18 protein-coding genes are annotated in these 21,783 nt (G+C 63.8%); 10 read left to right on the top strand and 8 right to left on the bottom strand.

Annotation, left to right across the window (positions count from 1 at the left end; translation table 11 throughout):
• Positions 1-65 precede the first annotated feature (65 nt).
• From ACZ1G8_RS03955 to pdeM, 3 genes are all read right to left on the bottom strand, one after another.
• Entirely contained in the window at positions 66-1,220 is a 1,155-nt protein-coding gene (locus tag ACZ1G8_RS03955; protein WP_472680493.1) for a DUF547 domain-containing protein, read from the bottom strand.
• A 246-nt stretch (positions 1,221-1,466) separates the two neighbouring features.
• A complete protein-coding gene (gene infC, locus ACZ1G8_RS03950) occupies positions 1,467-1,985 on the bottom strand; it encodes a translation initiation factor IF-3 (RefSeq protein WP_472680492.1) in 519 nt (172 codons plus the stop codon).
• Positions 1,986-2,085: 100 nt separating this feature from the next.
• Positions 2,086-2,787: a ligase-associated DNA damage response endonuclease PdeM gene (gene pdeM / locus ACZ1G8_RS03945; protein ID WP_221427660.1), complete on the bottom strand. Its 702-nt coding sequence runs from the start codon at positions 2,785-2,787 to the stop codon at positions 2,086-2,088.
• Between the two features lie 45 nt (positions 2,788-2,832).
• Here pdeM and hemF point away from each other — a divergent pair, with 45 nt between their 5' ends.
• The 4 genes from hemF to ACZ1G8_RS03925 are packed head-to-tail and all read left to right on the top strand — an operon-like array spanning position 2,833 to position 6,573.
• Positions 2,833-3,690, top strand: coding sequence for an oxygen-dependent coproporphyrinogen oxidase (gene hemF, locus ACZ1G8_RS03940; RefSeq protein WP_472680491.1), 858 nt, complete (start codon positions 2,833-2,835; stop codon positions 3,688-3,690).
• The gene (locus ACZ1G8_RS03935; protein ID WP_472680490.1) at positions 3,681-4,538 is read left to right on the top strand and encodes a Rieske (2Fe-2S) protein; all 858 of its coding nucleotides are present in this window, start codon (positions 3,681-3,683) and stop codon (positions 4,536-4,538) included. The genes hemF and ACZ1G8_RS03935 overlap by 10 nt, the downstream gene beginning before the upstream one ends.
• Positions 4,539-4,586: 48 nt before the next feature.
• Positions 4,587-5,915, top strand: coding sequence for a TrkH family potassium uptake protein (locus tag ACZ1G8_RS03930; RefSeq protein ID WP_472680489.1), 1,329 nt, complete (start codon positions 4,587-4,589; stop codon positions 5,913-5,915).
• A complete protein-coding gene (locus ACZ1G8_RS03925; protein ID WP_472680488.1) occupies positions 5,905-6,573 on the top strand; it encodes a potassium channel family protein in 669 nt (222 codons plus the stop codon). Before ACZ1G8_RS03930 ends, ACZ1G8_RS03925 begins: the two co-directional genes overlap by 11 nt.
• 6 nt (positions 6,574-6,579) lie before the next feature.
• Here ACZ1G8_RS03925 and ACZ1G8_RS03920 read toward each other — a convergent pair whose 3' ends face one another.
• A complete protein-coding gene (locus tag ACZ1G8_RS03920; protein ID WP_472680487.1) occupies positions 6,580-7,473 on the bottom strand; it encodes a glycoside hydrolase family 16 protein in 894 nt (297 codons plus the stop codon).
• 179 nt (positions 7,474-7,652) lie between these two features.
• On the opposite strand from ACZ1G8_RS03920, the gene ACZ1G8_RS03915 reads away from it, so the two are divergent.
• The 4 genes from ACZ1G8_RS03915 (at position 7,653) to ACZ1G8_RS03900 (ending at position 13,147) form a co-directional block, all read left to right on the top strand.
• Positions 7,653-9,566 carry a M1 family metallopeptidase gene (locus ACZ1G8_RS03915; protein ID WP_472680486.1) on the top strand — a complete coding sequence of 638 codons (1,914 nt, stop codon included), beginning with the start codon at positions 7,653-7,655 and terminating at the stop codon, positions 9,564-9,566.
• 92 nt (positions 9,567-9,658) lie between these two features.
• The gene (locus ACZ1G8_RS03910) at positions 9,659-10,642 is read left to right on the top strand and encodes a hypothetical protein (protein ID WP_472680485.1); all 984 of its coding nucleotides are present in this window, start codon (positions 9,659-9,661) and stop codon (positions 10,640-10,642) included.
• A 49-nt stretch (positions 10,643-10,691) separates the two neighbouring features.
• Positions 10,692-12,785 (top strand): RelA/SpoT family protein, encoded by a 2,094-nt coding sequence (locus ACZ1G8_RS03905; RefSeq protein ID WP_472680484.1) that lies wholly within the window; start codon positions 10,692-10,694, stop codon positions 12,783-12,785.
• Entirely contained in the window at positions 12,782-13,147 is a 366-nt protein-coding gene (locus tag ACZ1G8_RS03900) for a VOC family protein (RefSeq protein ID WP_472680483.1), read from the top strand. Before ACZ1G8_RS03905 ends, ACZ1G8_RS03900 begins: the two co-directional genes overlap by 4 nt.
• Here the strand turns inward: ACZ1G8_RS03900 and ACZ1G8_RS03895 are convergent.
• Positions 13,144-13,461, bottom strand: a complete 318-nt coding sequence (locus ACZ1G8_RS03895) for a DUF1905 domain-containing protein (RefSeq protein WP_472680482.1) — start codon at positions 13,459-13,461, stop codon at positions 13,144-13,146. The genes ACZ1G8_RS03900 and ACZ1G8_RS03895 overlap by 4 nt on opposite strands.
• Positions 13,458-14,441: a peptidylprolyl isomerase gene (locus tag ACZ1G8_RS03890; protein ID WP_472680481.1), complete on the bottom strand. Its 984-nt coding sequence runs from the start codon at positions 14,439-14,441 to the stop codon at positions 13,458-13,460. The genes ACZ1G8_RS03895 and ACZ1G8_RS03890 overlap by 4 nt, the downstream gene beginning before the upstream one ends.
• 271 nt (positions 14,442-14,712) lie before the next feature.
• On the opposite strand from ACZ1G8_RS03890, the gene ACZ1G8_RS03885 reads away from it, so the two are divergent.
• Positions 14,713-16,407, top strand: a complete 1,695-nt coding sequence (locus tag ACZ1G8_RS03885) for an ATP-binding protein (protein WP_472680480.1) — start codon at positions 14,713-14,715, stop codon at positions 16,405-16,407.
• Between the two features lie 36 nt (positions 16,408-16,443).
• Positions 16,444-17,337 carry a hypothetical protein gene (locus ACZ1G8_RS03880; RefSeq protein ID WP_472680479.1) on the top strand — a complete coding sequence of 298 codons (894 nt, stop codon included), beginning with the start codon at positions 16,444-16,446 and terminating at the stop codon, positions 17,335-17,337.
• Between the two features lie 1,369 nt (positions 17,338-18,706).
• Here the strand turns inward: ACZ1G8_RS03880 and ACZ1G8_RS03875 are convergent.
• Both ACZ1G8_RS03875 and ACZ1G8_RS03870 read right to left on the bottom strand, forming a co-directional pair.
• On the bottom strand, positions 18,707-21,514 hold the full coding sequence (locus ACZ1G8_RS03875; protein ID WP_472680478.1) for a hypothetical protein: 2,808 nt from the start codon (positions 21,512-21,514) through the stop codon (positions 18,707-18,709).
• Positions 21,511-21,783 (bottom strand): hypothetical protein, encoded by a 273-nt coding sequence (locus ACZ1G8_RS03870; RefSeq protein ID WP_472680477.1) that lies wholly within the window; start codon positions 21,781-21,783, stop codon positions 21,511-21,513. The genes ACZ1G8_RS03875 and ACZ1G8_RS03870 overlap by 4 nt, the downstream gene beginning before the upstream one ends.

Below are 21,783 nucleotides of genomic sequence, written 5' to 3'. Positions count from 1 at the left end.
CTGAAATATACGGGGAGAGAGTAACACTAACGGGCTAACCGGCCAAATACTGGACGCTTTTCAACTTATTCCACTTCGGGAGCAGCCGGCGGTGTTTCTTCCGAGCCGGTCGGCGGGAGCACGATGACGCGGCCGCGCAGCAGGCCTTCGCGGCGCAGCTTCTCGAGCTTCTCGCCGCGTTCGATCATGAGACGCGCGATCGAAGGGGTGATGCGCGTGCCCTGTGCGTTTCCGTCGCTCAGGATCGTACTGTAGATCGGCTCGCGCTCACCGCCGGCAAGATCGGCAACGGTGTCGACATAGGTGTTGACCTTGATGCCGGGCTTGCGCGCGATCAGGCCCTGGACCTCTTCTTGAGCATGGCGCGAAAGGTGCGCCTTCAGGTCTTCGCCCATCTGCGGGAAGTAGAACGGGGCTGCTTCCTCGTAGATTGCCGAGACGAGCAAATTGCTGCCGTAGGCCTCGACGCCGCGCAGCGAGTTCACGAATTCCTTTGCCGAGATGTCGAGCAGTTCGTTGATGTTCTGGCCGGTGTAGGCACGGCGCCAGATCGACGGGCCGCCGACTTCGCCGCGGAAAAAGCCATAGATCACGTCCGGGCTGTTCCAGTTCGGGAAGACGATCTTGGTGCGGATATCGCGCGGGCTCATCGCCACGCCTGCGACATTGATGAAGCGCGTGGTGTCGAGCGGGGTCTTGTCCGGACCGAGCTTGAGGCGTGAGGGCGAGGGTGCCGGATAGTTAAGCGCGATCTGCTCGATCACTGCAACATTGTGCAGGTTCATCCAGAAGGCGAGCTGCTCGTTGCGCGAGAGGCGAGTGATATCGGTTTCACTGGCAATACGCTCGAGGTCGCGGCGGTACTCGGCGAGCGGAGCGACCGCCGCCTCGTCGAGGAAGGAGAAGACGACGCGGTTGCCTTCGAGGCGAATGCGGGAATCGTGCCCGTAAACGCGGCGCGTGCCGAGATTGGCGTCGGGACGGCGCTCGCCCTGGCGGGTCGAGGGGCCCATGCGCAGCACCATGAATTCCAGCGCTTCGTTGAAGAAGCCGTAGTCGATCTGGGTGGTCTCGTCGGTTGGGCGCGGGACGAACCGGTCAAACTCCGCATCGGCGGCGGTGCCGGACACGAAGGCGGTCTGTTCGACCTGCGCCTGTGCGGGAGCGGCGCTGGCCAGTGCGGCAACCGCTGCCATAGTTGCGATCGAACGGAGTTTCATGATGCAGTCCCTGGTAAATTGCTGTGATTGCTAATGACGCAAGTAATTCAAATTGACGCGACGATTATACTTGGCCGTCTATAGGCCCTCAATGTGGCCTGCCGATGACTGGATGCATTTCGTCGATGCAGCCCAAGAACACATGACGTTCGTCGGACACGGCGGTTCCACTTCGGTTGCCGTAGTTTCACGCAAAAAGGGCGGACCAACAGGCCCGCCCCATAATCCATCTGGATTGGCCTGCGCTTACTTCGGCGCGAGAACCATGAGCATCTGGCGCCCTTCGAGACGCGGGAAGCTTTCCACCTTGGCAATGTCTTCCACGTCGTCGCGCACGCGGTTGAGCAGGTCCATGCCCAGCTGCTGGTGCGCCATTTCGCGGCCGCGGAAGCGCAGCGTGCACTTCACCTTGTCGCCGTTTTCGATGAACTTCACGACATTGCGCATCTTCACGTCATAGTCGTGCGTATCGATGTTCGGACGCATCTTGACCTCTTTGATGTCTTGGGTCTTCTGCGTCTTGCGCGCGAGGTTCGCCTTCTTCTGCGCCTCGTAGCGATATTTGCCGACATCGAGGAACTTGCACACCGGCGGGTCCGCATTGGGGCTCACTTCGACGAGGTTGAGGCCCAGTTCATTGGCCTGCTCGGTCGCTTCGCGGGTGTACATCACTCCAAGGTTCTCGCCTTCGTGATCGATCACGCGGACCTTGGGGACATTGATCATGTTATCGTAGCGCGGGCCGCTTTTCACGGGCATTTGCATGCTGCGCCGGGGTGGACGGGCTATGGGGCAATCTCCTGATTCTGCCGTTTTGTGTGGTGGCTATGTAGGGTGAAACACCGCAAATCGCTAGTGGCGAAAACTAGGCAGCCTTCCAAAGTGGGAAGCGGGCCAGTTTTCCCTTTGCCGGAACCACTGCATCGATGCGGTCGGCAGGCTGCAACGCCTTGAGAATTGCCGGGTCGGCGGCATTCATCCCGCCCGTATAGGCCCCGAAGGCAGGCAGGATCATGCGGCCCGAGGGCTTTCCGTCCGCGCCCTCGTTCGCGCTCACCACCGCGCAGGGGCGGCGGATCATGCGCTGGCGGACCTTTACCTGAAGGCGCGGGTGGTAGTGGCCCGAGAGTTCAGGGCGTGTCTCGCCCTTCTTGGCGCGGTGGCGCAGGATCGTTCCCCCGATCTCGAGCTCCTCGGCGAGTGTACCGCCGCAGCGCGCTTCCATGTCGGGATCGTGGTTTCCGGTGATCCAGACCCAGTCGACTGCCTTGGTCAGCGCCTCCAGCATCCCGCAGGCGTGCGGCTCCAGACGCGCCGACCCTTCCGAATCGTGGAAATTGTCGCCCAGCGTGATCACGCGCCGCGCGCCCGTCTCGCGGATGGCCAGCGCCACACGCTCCAGCGTCTCGCGGCTGTCGTAGGGCGGGATCATCTGCCCGTGACCCGCGAAAAAGCTGCCCTTCTCAAGATGCAGGTCGGCGACCAGCAGCGCGCGCTCGCGGGGCCAGTAAAGCGCACGGCCTTCTGTGAGGAGCCATTCCTCGCCAGCGAACGAAAGGGGAACCATGCGCCGCTATTGCCGCCTGCGCGCAGCAATGGCAAGGGCCTAAGCATGACCGACTGGACTAGCCAAACCGATACTGCCCGTACCTGGTTCGAAACACTGCGCGACCGCATCTGCGCGGAGTTCGAGAGCATCGAGCGCGAGGCGGGCAGCGATGCCGCGTTCCAGTACGACAGCTGGCAGCGTGAGGAAGAAGGGAATGAGGACCCGGGCGGCGGCACGCGCGGGTTGATGAAGGGCAAGGTGTTCGAAAAGGTCGGTGTCAACGTCTCGACCGTGCGCGGCAATTTCGCGCCCGAATTCGCCGGCTCGATCAACGGCGCTTCTCCGGAAAACCCCAGCTTCACCGCGACCGGCATCAGCCTCGTCGCGCACATGGCGAACCCGCATGTGCCGGCCGTCCATATGAACACGCGCTTCCTCACGACGCAGGCCGCGTGGTTCGGGGGCGGAGCGGACCTCAACCCGCCGCTTCCCTACGAGGAAGACACCGAGGATTTCCATGCGCGCTTCCGCGCGGCCTGTGCGGCGCACAACCCGACCTATTACGAACGTTTCAAGAAGTGGGCGGACGATTATTTCTACATTCCCCACCGCGGCGTGCATCGCGGGGTCGGCGGCATCTTCTACGATCACCTTGAGTGCGAGAACGAAGCCGCCTTCGAGCGCAATCTCGCTTTCACGAAAGACGTCGGCGGGGCCTTCCTCGACATCTTTCCGAAGCTGGTCCGTCGCCGGATGGAGAGCGAATTCACGCCGGAAGACAAGGCGCAGCAGCTCGAATGGCGCGGACGCTATGCCGAATTCAACCTCGTCTATGATCGCGGCACGCTGTTCGGCCTCAAGACCGGCGGCAATATCGATGCGATCCTGATGAGCCTTCCGCCCGAGGCGACGTGGAGCTGACTCCGGCTGACCGGGCCGCATTCGACGGCCGCCCGCGCGAGATCGATTACGCGCGTCGCGACACTCTGCATTACCTCGGCGAGTATCGCCGCGAGCTCCCCAACAGTCTCCAGCGAATGATGGAGAATGCCTACGATTGGGAGCATCTCCCCTTCGTCCATCCCACGAGCTTCGCGGATATCGAGCTGGTCGAGCAGGGCACCTGGGGCTGGCGCTGCAAGACCGCGCTGCCCGACAATGGCGGGATGCAGGCGGTCGAACTGCTCGTCGACAAGCCGCGACACTATTGGGCGACGACCGTTGTCGAAGGCTTCGGGCAGGGCGTCGAAATCCACACGCAGGCAAGCGAGAACGGCGACGACGGCATCGTTGTCTCGGTCAATTTCTACCTGCCGCAGCCGCCCGAAAGCGAGGCGCAGTCCGAGATGATACTCGCTGCTCTGCGCCACCAGTATGCGACGCTTTACGACGAAGATCAGGCGCTGATGACGGGAAGGCAGGATGCGCTAAACAAATTCCGCAATCGCGCTCAGACCAACGTGCCGGCGGACACCGTTCTTGCAGAGATCGCCGATCTGGATCGCGAGCAGCCCAACGGCGTCGACCATGATGGTGCGCCTCTCGTAATTCGCTGGCACGAGGGCGAGTGGATCGCCCATTCCGCTCTCTGCCCCCACATGCTCGGCCCGCTGGACAAGGCGCCTGTCGAGGATGGTGCGGTGGTTTGTCCCTGGCACGGCTATCGCTTCGCGCTTTCGAACGGCGAGGAAGTGCAGCGGCGCTGTGGCAAGCTGCCGCTTCTCGTCAGGCTGGAGGAGAAGGACGGCCGGCTGGTGACGCCCTCCTGACATGTCGGCGATTTGAAACCAAGATCGTTGCTGGGAGTATAGGCCCAGATGAATGCCCTCCGCGATCCCATCCGGTTGATACCCGTCCTGTTTCTGGGCGCGATAGGGCTGGGCACCTTGCTCCTCTGGCTTCCGATCGCAACCGCCGAGGGTACGCAGACCGACCTGCTGACCGCGCTCTTCACCTCGACATCGGCTGTTGCGGTGACGGGGCTCATTGTAGTGGATACTGCGACATACTGGTCCGCTTTCGGGCAGGTGGTGATCTTGTTGCTGTTCCAGATTGGCGGCTTCGGGATCATGACAGCTGCCACGCTCTTCGGCCTGATGGCAGGGCGCGGGTTCGGGCTACGCGAAAGGATGGCGACGCAGGTCGAGCGCAGCCGTCTCGACGTGGGCGATGCGCGTTCGGTGCTCAAGCTCGTGCTTGTCATCACACTGACGGTGGAAGCGGTGGTCGCGGCAATCCTCACCGCGCGTCTGATGCTCGTCTACGATCACGATTTGGGCGAGGCGCTCTGGCATGGCATTTTCCATGCCGTCAGCGCTTTCAACAACGCCGGTTTCTCCAGCTATTCCGACAGCGTGATGGGGTTTCAGGACGACGGTGTGATGCTTGTCCCGATCATGCTTGCCGTCATCCTGACCGCGCTGGGCTTTCCGGTCATGCAGGACCTTCGCCACCATGGCTTCAAATGGAAACGCTGGACGCTGCACACCAAGATCACCGTGGCTGGCACGATCATTCTTCTCGCAGGCGGGTTCTTGGCGATCCTGGCGATGGAATGGGACAATCCGGACACCCTCGGGCCCATGGGGGTTGGCGGCAAATTGCTCAACGCAGCGTTCCATTCGGTGATGCCGCGCACGGCAGGTTTCAACAGTCTCGATGTCGGCTCCTTCCGCGACGAGACGCTGATGACGAACTACTTCCTGATGTTCATCGGTGGCGGTAGCGCCGGTACTGCCGGCGGTATCAAGATCACGACCTTCGCCGTGCTGCTCGCAGTGGTCCTGTCCGAAGTGCTCCGTCGCCGCGATGCGGGTGCTTTCGGCAAGCGGTTCGGCCATGCGGTCGAGCGTCAGGCGCTTACCGTTATCGTACTGGCTGGCACGCTGATCTTCGCCGCAACGACATATCTCGCGATCATTACACCGCTGGCATTTGAGGACCTGCTGTTCGAAACCATTTCGGCTTTCTCGACCGTCGGCCTTTCGACCGGAGTAACCGGAGAGCTTCCGCCTGCCGGGCAGCTCGTCATCATAGCGCTGATGTTCATCGGCCGTGTCGGCACCATCACCGTTGCAACCGCGCTGGCCCTTGGCGGCCAGCCGCGACCTTACCGTTATCCCGAGGAGAACCCCATTGTCGGCTGATACACGCAACCCCGTCCTCGTCATCGGCCTCGGGCGATTCGGCGGCTCGGTCGCTCGCACGCTAGAGAGGATGGGGCACGAGGTGCTGGGCGCGGACACCGATCCGATCCTCGTGCAGGAACATGCACGCGACCTCACCCAGGTGGTCGAGGCCGACTGTACCGACTTCAATTGCCTGGAGAAGCTGGGCGCGAGAAGCTTTACCTCGGCCGTGGTCGGCATCGGTACCGATATCGAGGCGAGCGTCCTCGCTGTGCTGGCGCTATCGGACCTCGGCGTGCCCAACATCTGGGCGAAGGCGACCAATGAAAAGCATGGCCGGATCCTCGAGCGAACCGGTGCGCATCACGTGGTCTTCCCCGAAGAGAAGATGGGCGAACGCGTTGCGCGCCTCCTCAACGAGCGGCTGCTCGACTTCATCAGTTTCGGCGATGAATTCGCTATTGCAAAGCTTGCCGCGCCCGAACCGATCATCGGCGTGCCGCTGGTGACCAGCGAATGCCGACGCAAGTACGACGTCACGGTCATCGGCGTGAAGCGCGAGGGCGAGGATTTCATCCACGCGGTGCCCGACACGGTAATCATGCCGGGCGATGTGCTGGTCGTCTCGGGCAGGATCGAACGGATCGAAGCTTTCGCCGCGATCCATTCGGCGTGAGGTCGATCAGTTCTCGGGCGCGTAGACCCGGACCCAGTCAACCAGCATTTCCACCTCGCCGCGCTTGACCGCGTCGACCGTCTCCTGCGGGATGCCGTTGTACGGCTTCTCGATACCGTTCGTCTTGAACGGATAGGCGCCACCCATCGCGAAGTTGAGGATCAGGTACTTGTCGTTGTCGAAGCGCCAGTCGCCGTAGTTTTCGACCATCGGCTTGGTCGCGCGGTAGAGGACGTGGCCGTCGACCATGAAGTCGACCTGCTGGTCGGTCCACTCGACCGAATAGGTGTGCCAGTCGGTCACATCGAGGCCTTCGGGGAAGAAGAACTTGTTCACGATCGGTGTCTCGCCCGAATAGCCCGGGCCGTGGAGCGCCACGCCGATCCAGTCCTTCTCGCCGACGTATTCCATGATGTCGATTTCGCCCGTGTCGGGCCACTTGCCGTTGCCGAGCAGCCAGAAGGCGGGCCAGACGCCAACATTGTCGGGCAGCTTGATGCGCGCCTCGGCGCGGCCATGGGTGAAGTCGAACTTGCCCTGGCTTTCGATCCGGCCCGAAACGAACGGCGCGTTGCGCTCCTTCTTGGGATCGAAGCCCGGACGGAAGACCGGTTTCAGCACCAGAACGCCGCCTTCCGCACCCTCGACGCCGTCCTTGAAAGCGATGGTGGAGGGATCGTCGATATAGGCCTGCTGCTCGTTATTGACCCAGAAATCGGTGCCGATGACGATCCACTTGTCGCGGTCTAGCGCGCCTGCATCGAATTCGTCGGCAAACAGCAACTCGCGCTCCGGCGTCATGGCGTCGGCCAGCGCATCGCCGACAGCGTGGTCATGCGCCGAGGCAGCAGTCCCAAACGCAAGGGCGCAGGTCAGGGCAAGAGTCGAAAAGCGGTTCATCAGGGCCTCTCCGGGTCGTTGTGAACGTTATCAATACGCAATGCGGCGCATTTTGAAAGTCCGTGGGTAGGTATTCAATGCTCAGGGTAGAAAGCGGTGCCGGGATGGTCGATAGAGCGCGGCGAGTCAAAATCGCATCGCCTGTCAGGGGCGAGCCATCAATCGGAAAGAGAACAGCCATGCGTCGCCCCGTTTCGAAAGTGGCCTCCGGCCTTGCCCTCCTGCTAGCAACCGCCGCCTGCACGGGCTCGACGAGCGAGCCGGTCGTCTCGACCGCCATCCCGGAGCCGATGGTCTCTCCAATCCTGACGGGCCCCGAAGCGCTCGACACGCTGACCTACGCGCAGCCGCAGGTCGCGCGCGTCACCCATGTCGCTCTCGATCTCGACCTCGATTTCGACGCGAAGCGCGTCACGGGTGCCGCCGAACTTCGCGTACTTGCCGCGCCGGGCGCCGAGAGCCTGGTGCTCGATACAAACGGCCTGGAGATCGACCGTGTGACCGATGCTTCGGGCCGCGCACTCGAGTTCGAGATCGGCGAGGCGGCAGAGAGAGGCGGCAAGGGCGCACCGCTCACCATCGAACTGGATGGCGCAAGCGATGTGAGGATCGAGTACCGCTCGCCTGCCGATGCCGCGGCGCTGCAGTGGCTCACGCCCGAACAGACCGCGGGCAAGGTCCATCCCTTCCTCTTCAGTCAGGGTCAGGCGATTCTCAACCGGACATGGATCCCGACGCAGGACAGCCCCGGAATCCGCCAGACCTGGGAAGCGCGCATCACTGCTCCCAAGCCGCTCGACGTGGTGATGAGCGGCGTGGTGCAGGGCGAGCCCGAGGACCTCGGTGACGGTCGCCGTGCATTTACATTCGTCATGGACAAGCCCGTCCCGCCCTATCTCATCGCGATCGCGGCCGGCGACATCGACTTCCGCGCAATCGGCCCGCGTACCGGCGTCTGGGCGGAGCCTTCAGTGCTGCCGCGCGCCTATGCCGAAGTTGCCGATACTGAGGAAATGGTGGTCGCTGCCGAGGCGCTCTACGGCGAATATCGCTGGGGCCGCTACGACATGATCATCCTGCCGCCCGCTTTCCCTTACGGCGGGATGGAGAACCCGGTGATGACTTTTCTCACGCCCACCTTCATCGCGGGCGACCGCTCGAACAACGGCCTCGTCGCGCACGAGCTGGCGCACAGCTGGTCGGGCAACCTCGTCACCAATGCGGTGTGGGGCGACAGCTGGCTCAACGAAGGCGTCACCACCTATTTCGAGAACCGCATCGTCGAGGCGGTCTACGGAAAGAAGCGCGCCGAACAGGAAGCAGCGCTGATGTACGCCAATATTCAGGAGGTACTGGCCGAGGTCGGAGCGGATGCTCCCGGCACGGCGCTTGCTACCGATGGCGAGTACCAGCTCGGCAGCGCGATCGCATACGACAAGGGCGCCTTCTTCCTGCGCACGGTCGAACGGATCACGGGCAGGGAGCGGTTCGATGCATGGCTACGCCAGTGGTTCGACAACCACGCATTCCAGCCCGCGACGAGCGAGATGTTCTACGAGGACATGATGGCCAATCTCGTGGCCAGCGATGCAGAGGCCGAGGCGCTGATGCTGCGCGACTGGATTTTCGCGCCGGGTCTTCCCGGAAATGTCGCCAAGCCCGATCCGGCTGCCTTCGCCGAAGTCGATGCAGCTGTGTCGCAATATTCGACTTCGGGCCACATGCCCGCAGCCTATGCGGGCTGGACGGCGGCCGAGCAGATGCGTTTCCTCGACAACCTGCCGGCAGAGCTTTCAGCAAGTCAGCTATCGGCGCTCGACCAGGCGCTAGGCCTGTCGCAGACCGGCAACAACGAGATCCTTTTCCTGTGGCTCGAGATGGCGTTGGAGAACCGCTACGAGCCCGCCGTTCCGCAGGTCGAAAGCTTCCTTGCCGAAGTAGGCCGCGCCAAGTTCGTCCGCCCGCTCTTCGCCGCTCTCTGGGACCAGGAAGAGTGGGGCCGCCCGATCGCCACGCGCATCTATGCGAAAACACGCGACAGCTATCACGCGGTGACGCGCGCTGGTGTCGACCGGGTGCTCGCCAGCGATTGATTGCGCGCGCTGCACAAATGCGTGCAGCGCCTGCGATTGCCGGAAGGCGCCAGAGCCGGTACCTCCCGTTTGACAAAACAGGGAGATAGCTGGTGGCGCTTTCCGTTCGGGCACTTGGCGGCAAGGCCGCGCTTTTCCTCGTACCGCTTCTCGCGATCCTTGCCGGGCGGTTTGCTACCCATACAGCGCTCGCCGCCGAACACCCGCGGACTGCCGCCCTCCTTTTCCTCTGGCTCTGCGCCGACGCATTGGCGCTCGCGCTGATCGCCAAGACGCCGAAAAATCGGCCAGGCGTTCGCGCGCTCCTCGGTGCGCTGGCCGCAGGATGCATCGTGGCAACCATCGGTGCTGCGACGCCGGTTCGCGAGGCGCTTCTCGATATGCATGCGGTTGCCATGGCCATGGGGCTTACCTTGCTGGCGTGGCTCGGCTGGAGCGCTTCGGTCCTCGTACGTGATCTCAGGCGAGGCCAGTCGCTCATGGCCGTCGCAGAACAGGTATTCCCGCCGCAGCTGGTCGTGTTCGCCGCGAAGGAACTCGCAATGCTCCGCCTCGCGCTGCTGCGCTGGGGCGAGGCGCCCGATGTCCCCGCAGGTGCGCAGGGGTTTGCCTACCACCGCGTCGTCAATCCGATGATCGCGACCTTTCTCGTGCTCCAGCTGATCGAGATCGTCGTCGTCGACTTGCTCGTCAGTCACTGGAGCGAGACAGCTGCTCTGGTGCTGCTCGCGCTCGGCATCTGGGGCGCGCTGTTCATCGTTGCACTGATGAAGGCTTTCCGCCTCTACCCGATCCTGCTCGAGGCAGGCCACGTGCGGGTGCGATCGGGCTGGCTGATCGACATGCGCGTTCCCCTCGACGCGATCGAGGCCATCGAGCCTTCGATCAGCGATGCCGAGACGAAACGGCCCGAGGTGCTGAACGCCGCGATCCTGTCGCACCCCAACATAATCCTGAAGCTCAAGCGCCCGCTCGACCATCATGGTTTCATGGGCCGCACCCGCTTGATCGAGCGCGTTGCCTTCCGTCTCGACCAGCCAGCACCGTTCATCGAAGCGCTCGAACAGAAAATCTGAGATTTTTGCGTTGCATTGCAGCACGCTTTGGCCACATCGTGGCTGAGAGATGCTGCGCCAGTACGAACTCGTAGAACGGGTCCTCGATTACGACCCCGACGCCGACGAGGCGATGCTGAACCGTGCCTATGTCTACACGGTGCAGAAGCACGGCACGCAGACCCGCGCCAGCGGCGACCCCTATTTCAGCCACCCGGTCGAAGTCGCCGGCCTGATGACCGACCTCAAGCTCGACCAGGAAACCATCGCCACGGCGCTGCTCCACGACACGGTCGAGGACACGCTCGCCACGATCGAGGACATCGAGGCCAATTTCGGCAAGGACGTCGCGCGGCTGGTCGACGGCGTGACCAAACTCTCGAAGATCGAGCAGATGCCCGAGAACGAGCGTGCGGCGGAGAACCTGCGCAAGTTCCTGCTCGCCATGAGCGAGGACATCCGCGTGCTTCTGGTGAAGCTGGGCGACCGGCTCCACAACATGCGCACGCTGCACTTCATCAAGAAGCCGGAAAAGCGCCAGCGCATCGCGCGCGAGACGATGGAGATCTACGCGCCGCTGGCAGAGCGCGTCGGCATGTACGAATACATGCGCGAGATGCAGCTGCTCGCCTTCGAACATCTCGAACCCGAAGCCTTCGCCACGATCAACAACCGGCTCGAGCAGATCCGCGCGCAGGATGGCGGACAGGTCGATGCCATCGCGCTCGACATGAAGCACGCGCTCGCCAATGCCGGCCTCAGTGTCGAGGTCACGGGCCGCGAGAAGCATCCCTATTCGATCTGGCGCAAGATGGCCGAACGCCACGTCAGTTTCGAGCAGGTGACCGACATCATGGCCTTCCGCGTAATCTGCGACGATGTCGCGGATTGCTACCGCGCGATGGGCGTCCTGCACACGACGTGGCAATTCCTTCCGGGCAAGTTCAAGGACTACATCTCGACGCCCAAGACCAACGGGTATCGCAGCCTTCACACCTCGCTGATCTACGGCAAGTCGATGCGTGTCGAGGTGCAGATCCGCACCCGCGAAATGCACCGTACCAACGAGTTCGGGCTGGCGGCGCACTGGGCCTACAAGCAGGACGAGCGGCCCGATGGCCAGGTGGGCTGGCTGCGCGACCTGATCGAGATCGTCGATGCGAGCCACGATCCCGAAGAGCTGCTCGAACACACGCGCATGGCGATCTACCAGGATCGCATTTTCGCCTTCACGCCAAAGGGCGCGCTGCACCAGCTGCCCAAGGGTTCGACCGCAGTCGATTTCGCCTTCGCGGTGCACACCGATCTCGGCGCGCAGACCGTGGGCGCGAAGATCAACGGGCGCCACATGCCGCTGCGCACACAGCTCGGGAACGGCGACGTGGTGGAGATCATCAAGGGCAAGAATGCCGAGCCGCAGATGAGCTGGCTGGGATTCGTCGTCACCGGCAAGGCACGCGCCTCGATCCGCCGCGCGGTGCGGCTGAAGGAACGCAGCGAGATCGCCGATCTCGGCCAGAAGCTCTATGACGAGATCGTCACCCGGGTGCCTGCACGGATCGGCAAGAAGGCTCTCCGCGATGCACTGAAGCGGCTCGAGATGGAGGAGCCCGAAGATCTCTTCTACGCCATCGGCGCTGCGAAGATCACCGACCGCGCCGTGATGGAAGCGCTCGTTCCCGGCTGCACCGAGGGCATGGCCGACGAGGACGACGAGTGGCTGCGCAGCGGCAAGAGTCTGTCGATCCGTGGGTTGACGCCGGGTGTGGGCTACACGCTTGCAGAATGCTGCCACCCCGTGCCGGGCGACCGCATCGTGGGGTTACGCCAGCAGGACAAGGCGGTCGAAGTGCACGCGATCGATTGCCACAAGCTTGCAACGGGCATCGATAGCGACTGGCTCGACCTTTCATGGGGTCGTCGCTCGCGCGGGGCGGTGGGCCGCCTGCGCGTGACGCTTTACGACCGGCCGGGTACGCTTGCCGAGATGGCGGGCATCTTCGCGCAGAACGCGGTGAACGTGAAAAGTCTCGAGCAGACCCAGCTCGACCATCCCTTCACGACTTATGAGGTCGACCTCGAAGTACAGGACCTCGCGCACCTCACCCGTATCCTCAGTGCGCTGCGCGCCAGCGATGCCATCGCACAGGCAGAGCGCGCATGAGCCTTCTCACCGGCATCGACCATGTCCAGCTCGCCATGCCGCATGGCGGCGAACCGCACGCGCGCGATTTCTGGGGCGGCGTCATGGGCCTCAAGGAAGTCGCCAAGCCCGCGCATCTCGCCCTCAACGGCGGTTGCTGGTTCGAAGGCGAGGGGATCACGATCCACTGCGGCGTGGAGGACGCCTTTCTTCCCGCGCGCCGCGCACACCCTGCGCTGCTGGTCGAAAACCTCGGCGCGCTCGTGGCGAAGCTCGAGGCCTGCGGTGTCGGTTTCAAGAAAGGAAAGCCGCTTGAAGGATACCGCCGCGGCGACATCCAGGACCCTTTCGGCAACCGCATCGAACTGATGGAAAAGCTCTAGAGCAGCTTGAGCTCCAGCGCGACCGGATCGCCTTCCGCCAGGTCCTCTGCGCGCATCACTTTCTTCGAGACAAGCAGCACCCATTCGGATTTCTCGCGCTGCGGGAAGACCGAGGTCTTCCATGTCGTGCGACCGACGCTGGCCATGACTTTCACCGAGCCGAAGCCGCGCTGCGTGCCGAATTCGAGCCGGTGCATCAGCGCGTGCGCCGCGATAGCCTCGGCCTCCTCGTCGGTTATCGTCACGAGATGATAGGTCCCGCGATCCCCCTGCCAGCGGCGCAGGGGGAGGGTGCAGGACAGGCTTTCGCTCACTCCGCGACCCGGCGGATTGGCACAGGAATGTTGCAGATGTCCGCGCCGCCAGCGGATACGTTGAAGAAGGGATCCCGCCGGTTGGCGCGCGCAACGGCATAGGCCGCGAAGGTCTTGCCTCCGGTGTCGAGATATTCGAACACCGGACGCTCGTCCTCGGGCAGGTCGCTCGCGACGCGGACGGTCAGGATCGGCGTACGCCGGCTCTCGTCCTCGTAGAAGCCGAGCACGCCCTTGCCGCGGGGAAGCGAGGAAAGGTGTTCGATCCCTTCGACTATCCGCCCGACGAGCGCGATGTTGCGATCGAGATGACGCGGGGCATGACCGATGACCGTGTAGAGTTCCGCGCCGGTCCCCGCATCGGGCGAGAGGTTTCGGCCCACGCCGACCATTCCGTAGCAGTGGACGGGCCAGCGAGTGATGACTCGGGTGTCATCGGATATCTGGAGGCCGACCGGCCAGCCGCGATCAAACGTGGCGCTATCGGCATAAACATCGAGTAGATCCGGCTTCGGGTGCCAGAGAATGATCCTTCCTGAATCAGCAGCGGCCGCGCGGTGGGCGTCAACGTATTTCTGTTCATCCGTCTCCAGCAGTCCCTCGGGCAACTCCTTGGGCGGACCGTCGCTTTCCGGATTGTCGTAATTCGCATCGCCCCACTGGACGACGTAATTGTCCTGCACGCGGTTGACGGTGATGTCGTCATACCAGCCGCTGCGCGCGAAGGTGCGGATGTTCGCAGTCCATGCCTCGCTAAAGGGCGCGGGCATCAGCTGGATCACGACCTTGCGCTCGTTGCCCTCGGCGTCCGGAGCCAGCGTCATCACCAGCAGATCCTCGGGCGCTATCGGCACCCATTCTTTCGCCTCGGCCTGCTCGACGATCTGGTTGGGACTGGGCGCGGCTTCGCCTTCATCCTGTGCGGCGAGGGGGGCGGCGAGGGCCAGCGCAGCGGCCAGCGAAATCAGGTGCTTGGTCATGGACAGGGACACTGCCAGTGCTTTGCCCAAAGAAAAACCCCCTCCCGCGCGTTTTGAAGGGCGGGAAGGGGTTCTGTAGCGGTGTTCGCAGGGAATGCCATTCCGCGCAGCACCGCGACCTCTGCAGGCTTAGCATAATTACGCAAAGACTGTTTAGCCGGTTCCCTCGGTTCGTCGCAAACTCCCTTTGCGAGTACCTACCGCGGCGCCCCCGCAATCCGTCATCGTCACTATCAGATTGTTAACCATATCCTGCGATGTGGGTAAGGATATGAAGACGGGTGCACTTCTTCAGCGACTTTTCCCGGGCGGCCATGCCGTTTCCCGAAGCGTCGCTGCTGCCGTTATCACCGGTGCCATTTACGGGCTCTCGGCCTTCGCCGCACACCGCTTCCTGCAGGACGGCGAATGGATCACAGCGTTCTGGATCGCCAATTCCGTAGTCGTCGGCTCGCTTATCTTCTCGCTGACCCAGCTAAGGCGCCGTGCGGCGCAGGAGATTGCTGCGGAACACGCGCGCGCCGATGCGGCGGTCGAGGCGAAAGCTTCCTTCCTTGCCGACATGAGCCACGAAATCCGCACGCCGATGAACGGGGTGATCGGCTTTACGGAGGTGCTGCTCGCAGGCGATCTCGACGAGGAAAAACGCGGCAATCTGGAAATGCTGGCCGATTCCGGTCGCGCCATGCTCGCGCTGCTCAACGACCTGATCGACAACGCGCGGATCGAGGCCGGGCAGGTCCACGTAGCGTCGGAAAGCTTCGACCTGCGCCAGAAGCTCGCTGCAGCCCTCACGATGATGACGCCGGTCGCGGCGCGCAAGGGCGTGGCCCTCGAGCTGGCAGTCGAGGACGATGTGCCCGAGTGGGTCGAAAGCGACCCCACGCGCCTGCGCCAGATTATGCTAAATCTCGTCGGGAATGCGGTAAAGTTCACGCATAGCGGCAGGATCGATGTCACCGCACGTGTTACGGACGGCGGCAAGGCCCTTTGCATCGCGGTAACCGACACCGGCATCGGGATCGCCGCCGACAAGCTCGACCGCATTTTCGAGAAATTCACGCAGGCGGAGAACGACACCGATCGCCACTATGGCGGCAGCGGACTCGGCCTGACCATCAGCGCCCAGCTCGCCGAATTGCTTGGCGGGACCATTTCGGTCGAGAGCGAGCCGGGCGTCGGCTCGACCTTCACGATCACCCTGCCGCTGACAGTTGCAGAAGCACCCGAAAGCGTGGACCACGAGACCGCACAGGTCGATTTCGTACCCGCCAGGATGCAGACAGCGCGCATTCTCGTCGCCGAGGACGATCCGGTGAGCCAGCAGGTCACACGCGGGTTGCTCCAACGTTTGGGATATTCGGCAGAGATCGTCGCAGATGGCAGACAGGCAATCGAACACGTCCGCCGCGCCGAGCAGGTGGGCGAGCCCTTCGACCTCGTCCTGATGGATCGCCGCCTTCCCGTCATCGACGGATTTGCTGCTGCGAAAGCCATTCGCGAGGCAGGGATCGGGGGCGAAAAGCTGCCGATCCTCGCGCTTTCCGCAGATGTCGGCATTGATTCCGCAGCCCATAGCCGCGCTGCTGGAATGCAGGCCTCGCTGGCCAAGCCGCTCGAGCTCCAGGCGCTGGCCGCCGCCCTCGACACATGGCTCAAGGCATCGCCGGCACCAGAGACCGCAAAGCCGGTTGCGAGGCCGAGCGCCGGCCTTTCGCGCCGTTTTGCGGAGCGCAAGGCGCTAGCGCTCATGGCCATCGACAAGGCCGTTGCATCCGGCGAGCTCGAAGGCTGCTCGCTCGAAGACCTGACCCGCCAGCTGCACCAGATTGCCGGTGTCGCTTCCTTCTTCGGCGAGGCCGATCTCGGGACGCGCTGTAGCGAGCTGGACAACCGCCTGAGGACATCGCCCGAGAGCGTCGATGTCGAACAATTGGACAATCTGCGCGTGTTGCTGAGCGCCTGAGGCGCGCCGCGCCGAAACTTTCCGGAGTATCCCACCTTGAACGCCGCCCGTATCATCGCCCTTCCGGTCATCGCAGCGAGCCTGCTCGCCAGCGAGCCCGCGTTTGCCGACAGCGAATTTACCGGCTCGGTCTCGACGCGCGGGGTGGCCGCAAAGCGCGACATCCTCCAGAACGACGAATTCGACAGCTCGGGCTTCGGAGCGGACATGTCGCTGCGCGGGGAGAAGGATTTCAACATCCTGCGCTTCTGGGCCAAGGGTTCGGCCGGCATCTTCCAGTATCTCGACCAGGAGCGCGAGAACCGCCAGGTCCTGCAAGGCGAGATCGGGATCGCGCGCGATTTCGGTGAGGATCTCGAGATCTCGCTGCGCGGTGTCTATTCGCAGAACCTCGTCTTCGTCGAAGCCCTGTCGGCCGACCAGCAGCGCGCCCGCGCGCAGGTGAAATGGGAAGCCGACGGCAACCGCTTTCAGGCCTATGGCGAATATCGCAAGCGGCAATACGACCAGCTTAGCCCCGCCGATGGCACGGGCACGCGCTTCGGCGGGCACTACAACCGCCGTCTCGGCTCCTTTCACTGGGTACGTGTCGGCGGCTTTGCCGATACCATCGACAGCACGGACGACGAGCGCGATTACAACCGCATCTCGGGTTCGGTCGAATACAGCCACCCGGTCAGCCGGATGTTCCGCGGGCGCGCCAGCGTCGACATCCGCACTTGGAAGTTCCCCGGCCGCATCGCACGGGGCGACGCCACGGGTGCGACGCGGCAGGACAATGCGATCACGCCGCAGGTCGGCGTCGATTACGGTCGTGCGACCGGGCTCTTCGGGCGCGCTCGTGCCGGATATGAAATGCGTACGAGCAATGACGAGCGCTTCGACGGTAATACGCCGCGCCTCTCGATCGAGGTCGGCTACCGCTTCTAGTGCCGGCGCCTATCCCTTGCGCGTGAAGCGTGCCGGCAAGACGCGCAGGCGATTGCCGGTTTCGGTCAGCCAACCGCTCAGCCAGCCACCCTTCTGCCTAATCGTCAGGCGCTTCAGCTCGAGCGCGGCGCGCGCACTACTGATCTGCTCGGCCATCACCGCGCGATAGACCCGCTCCGCTGCCTTGCGCCTTCGGATGGCGTCGCTCGCATCGAGGAAGCCCTCGCTGAAATCGGTGAGCCACGAAGCGATCGAGCCGCCTTTCTTCGTTTCGTCCTGGTCGGAGCGGTTCTCGAAATCGGCTTTCCGGCGGCTGAGCTGGTCGTCCATCCGCTCGACAATCGCGGAAAGCGAGCGCGCGGCGCTCGCATCGGTGATGGTCCCGCGCGCCTCGACCTCGGCGACGGTCGCGCGGACTTTCGCCTCGGCGAGCGCATTGAATTCCTGAAAGCCCGAAAGCGTCTGGAGGCCTGCCTCGACGGCCCCCGGATCGTCTCCCGCCAGAGCCTCGCAGGCCGTATGGACGGCGTCCCAGGCCTGCCATGTGTAGACGAAGTCGAGCCCGGTGCCCTTGATGTTCTGCAGGCCCATGATGCGGTTGTGGAGGCCGGGAGGTGTCTCGCGCGCGATCTGGCGCACCAGCGTATCGCCCTTGGTGTAATAGTCGCGGACCGGCACGAGGCTGGAGAGAAAGCGTTCGCGCAGCACGTCGCGAAGCCTTGCATGCAGCGCATCGAGGTCCCCGTCGAGCATGCCGCGCAGCGCAAGGCAGGTCTCGAGCCGTTCGTCGAGCGATGCGATGTGAGCCGCCATGCGCGCAGCGCTGTCGGGGGTGAGCTTTTCGGCGAGCGCGGCGTCAAGGTCGCCCTTCTTCCATGCAGCGATATAGGCCGCGGTATCGTGCTCTCCCTGCTCGATCAGCATGGCGGTGAGGCGCCACTCGATCTCCTTGCGCGAGCGCGGGATGCGATGTCGCTTCATCAGCGCATCGAAGGCTTCTTCCTTGCCGCCCTCGGCGGCGGCAAGGTCGATTGAGGCGGCGTAGTCGTCCCACTCCTGGTGGATGAAATCGAGCAGGCCCTCGATATTCGATCCGATGAGGAAGTGCCGGTCCGCGCTGATGTCGTTGACGATCATGCTCGCAAACACGCGCGAGCGCGGCACGCGGTCGGCGCGGTTGTTGACCACCGTGGTCACGAACACGCCCGGATCGCTCGAGAGATCGTGATCGGCAAAGCCCATCCGCGTCCAGTTGCCCATCGCGCCGAAGCGCTCGTTCGCGGACATGCCCATCACGAATTCGAGCGTCGCGCCGTCGACTTCGGCCTTGGGATAGACCTTGAGCACGCCGAGGTCGGCCACCACGCGGTCAGCCATTTCCTTGATGCAGTAATCCCGGTCGAGCCCGAGCTCGCGGCCCATGGAATTGACCAGCGCGATATTGTTCGGGTGCTCGGAATAGGGGAAGCGATCGAGCAGGCGCTTGTGCAGCAGGCCGGCATCGCGCCAGCCCACGGTTTCGACCCGCGTGCCGAAGCTCTGCGCGCGCGCCTCCAGCAACGGGAGCATCTCTTCCTCGGAGGTCACGAGGATCGAGATCCTCGGGCACGAATTCGCACATCACCTCGGCCACGTTCCGGCCTGCCGGACCCTGCACGTCCTCGTGATCGGGGAAGGTGTTGGTGATGGTGGCGATATCGTCCTTCATCCAGTCGCGCTGGAGGATCTTCACGAAGCTGGGATTGAGCGCCATGCATTCCCACAGGAAGCTGCGCGCACCCACGCCCTCGGCGATGGCGAGCAAGTCGGCCTGCTCCCAAATGGTCGCCTTGTCATAGGGGCGGAAGAGGAACAGCTCGGTGAGATCGCCATAGGGTTCGCCGAGAAGGAACATCGCCTCGCAGCCTGTCGTCTTGGAGACCAGCGGGGCGCCGAGCGAGTTCATCAGCGCCGCCTTCAGGCGTTCCGTGCCCGACTTGCCGCGCGTGCCCCAGCCACCGAGCGAAAGGGCAATGCTGCGACGGTATTTCCTGACACGGTAGGCCTTCCAGACGTGCCGTCCGAAGAAATAGAGCGCGAGGATCAGCAGGAATATCGCAAGCTCGAGAAGCGAGTTCTCGTAGACGGTCGCGACATAGGCCGCGACCTCGTCCCACAGGAGCGGGATGACCATGATCACGCCTGCGACATCGAACAGCCGGGTGACGCCTGGGTCCTGCGCCGCTCCGGCCTCGTCGGCTTCCTCCTCGGAGTAGGGCTCGTGCTTGATGGCAAGGCCGAGCTTGGTCAGCCGTTCCACATAGGCTCTCGGGTCGGTGTTCCTCAATTCCGCCAGCTCGGCGAAGTTGCGCGTCACCTGCCACCAGATTCTGAAGCGTTCTCTCAACGCCTTGGGCGGGGACAGCGTGGTAATCCCTTCGCTGGTGTAGATGCGCGCCTCTTCCCCCTCGTCGACGACTGACAGAGCAAAGTCGGGCAAAGGGACGTAATTGCGCCAGCCACCGTCCGACGCGATGTGCAGCGGCTCTCCCGGAACGGCTGTCGGCGCGAGTTCGGCAAGATGCGCGGACGGAGCGATGACCGTGCCCCGGAAGACGCGCCCTATGGTGTGGTAGAACGCCTGTCGCTTGTCGGTCGCGCCTTGTTTAAGTTCGTAGAGCGTTCGCCAGATGCGCCGTTCGAACACGTCGCCGCGGGTCAGGCGCGGGACCTGTCCCTTGCTCAGCGAGAGACCGAAATCTTGCTGCGTGAGCACTGCCATGACGCGCCCGACCAAGGCTTCGTCTTTCGCGAGGGATGGCGCGATCTCGGGAAGACGGGTCGTCTTGCCCTCGCTGGTCCGGTGCGCTGCGTAGAGCAGGATGCCGGCGACTTCGCGGCCTTCCTCGCTGCAGGCGAGCCAGATCCTCTCGCTTGCCTCGCCCGCCCAGCGGCGTACGCGCGGCTTGGCCTCGGACTGGCGGATATTTCCGAGCTGGCCCCGAAGCGCCTTCGCCCAGTGCCGCGTCTCGGACTCGTCCCCCGCAATGGCCCAGTCGATGAACTCGCCGCTCGCCGCGATCGCGCAGCGGGTGACGAATTCGTCGTCATCGTCGTCGAGCAGTTCGAGGATGAGATCGAGCGTTTCCTGACCGCCGAGCGTAGGGGCAAGCAGCCCAACGCGCGCCAGCAAGGTTGCCCTGACCTGCGCGTCGAAATCCTTGGCCAGCAGGCTTGCGCTGCTGCGCGCGATGTCGCGCGGCATGAACGGAAGGCTCTCGGCGACGGCCTGCCTGACCGCGCCGTCCTCGTCACTCGAGATACGGGCGTGATGCGCTTCCAGCTGGCGGTTGTCGGCAAGATGGGTCGCCAGCAGGAATGCGATCCTGCGGCGGACGAATATGCGGTTGTCGTCGACCAGCGTGGTGCCGTTGGTGCTCGGAGCCGCGAGACGCCGTTCGAGGATGCCGTCGACCGACTTGGGGTCGAGCCTGAAGAGCGCCTCGAGCGCCTCGCACTGGACCCAGCAATCTTCGGTATTGTCCAGCGAGGCACGCCTGACGTCGCGAAGCGAAGCGTCGATCCAGAAATTGTCGCGTGCATGCTCGGCAGCCTGTCCGAGGCGCGCAAGGCAGCGATAGGCCGCGGCCCGCACGCGCGGATCGCCGTCATGGGCGCGCAGCCGCTCGAGCGCGGGCGCGGCGTGGGTGGAGAGGGCGACGTGCCAGTCGGCCATTTCCATGTGCGACTGAACGCTGGTGGCCATCGCCGCCAGTCGCTCGGCAGCGAAACTGAGCGCGCGTTCGCACTGGCCGCGCCGCCTGCGGAAGCGCTCGAGAACCGCGTCGATATCGAAGGGCTCGCCGACATAGCGAGCATCGGAGCGGGCCTGCGACCCGGTGGCTCCCATGACCTCGGCGAACTGCAGGATCGCAGCGTTTCTCTCGCGATCGTCGAGCGCCTTGTCGTAGCGCACGGCAAAGGCCTGCCGGGCCTGCTGCAATTGTGCGAGGCGGTCGAGCTGTTCGGCGGCAAAGCCTGCAGGGATCGCAATGAGTTCACCCGGGCTCTCGGCTTCCGATCCGTGGCGGCTTCCGTACGCCTCCAGCGCCTCCATAAGGTCCGCATCGAGGCGGGCGCGCATGGGGTTGGTGCTCGCCACGAGCCCCTGCCGGTAGAGACGCTCGATATCGCTCACCCGGCAATGCCGATCGATAAGCAGCCGAGAAAGGCCTGCCGGGCACCCGGATCGTCGACGAGTTCGCGCCGCAGGGAGAGCGAGAGCTCGACGTGTACGAAGCTGCCGAAACCGCCTTCGCGCAGGGCCTGTCCCTGTGCATTGGTGAGGGCGCCCAGCTCGCGCACGTCGTTGGGATATACGAGCACGTTGCGGCGGGCGAAGCTCGCGCTCATGCAATCGGCTATGTCGAGCAGGTTCTCGGAGGCATTTTCCGTGCCGTTGCTCAA

It is taken from the genome of Qipengyuania sp. BR81-2 (assembly GCF_055693895.1).
This window is presented reverse-complemented; position numbering and strand designations above follow the sequence as displayed.

Bases quoted from the DNA above. Each gene is read 5' to 3' on its own strand.
- ACZ1G8_RS03930 (WP_472680489.1), top strand. From the start codon at position 4,587: ATGAATGCCCTCCGCGATCCCATCCGGTTGATACCCGTCCTGTTTCTG.
- ACZ1G8_RS03920 (WP_472680487.1), bottom strand. From the start codon at position 7,473: ATGAACCGCTTTTCGACTCTTGCCCTGACCTGCGCCCTTGCGTTTGGG.
- ACZ1G8_RS03885 (WP_472680480.1), top strand. From the start codon at position 14,713: ATGAAGACGGGTGCACTTCTTCAGCGACTTTTCCCGGGCGGCCATGCC.
- infC (WP_472680492.1), bottom strand. From the start codon at position 1,985: ATGCAAATGCCCGTGAAAAGCGGCCCGCGCTACGATAACATGATCAAT.
- hemF (WP_472680491.1), top strand. From the start codon at position 2,833: ATGACCGACTGGACTAGCCAAACCGATACTGCCCGTACCTGGTTCGAA.
- ACZ1G8_RS03900 (WP_472680483.1), top strand. From the start codon at position 12,782: ATGAGCCTTCTCACCGGCATCGACCATGTCCAGCTCGCCATGCCGCAT.
- ACZ1G8_RS03890 (WP_472680481.1), bottom strand. From the start codon at position 14,441: ATGACCAAGCACCTGATTTCGCTGGCCGCTGCGCTGGCCCTCGCCGCC.
- ACZ1G8_RS03955 (WP_472680493.1), bottom strand. From the start codon at position 1,220: ATGAAACTCCGTTCGATCGCAACTATGGCAGCGGTTGCCGCACTGGCC.
- pdeM (WP_221427660.1), bottom strand. From the start codon at position 2,787: ATGGTTCCCCTTTCGTTCGCTGGCGAGGAATGGCTCCTCACAGAAGGC.
- ACZ1G8_RS03905 (WP_472680484.1), top strand. From the start codon at position 10,692: ATGCTGCGCCAGTACGAACTCGTAGAACGGGTCCTCGATTACGACCCC.
- ACZ1G8_RS03915 (WP_472680486.1), top strand. From the start codon at position 7,653: ATGCGTCGCCCCGTTTCGAAAGTGGCCTCCGGCCTTGCCCTCCTGCTA.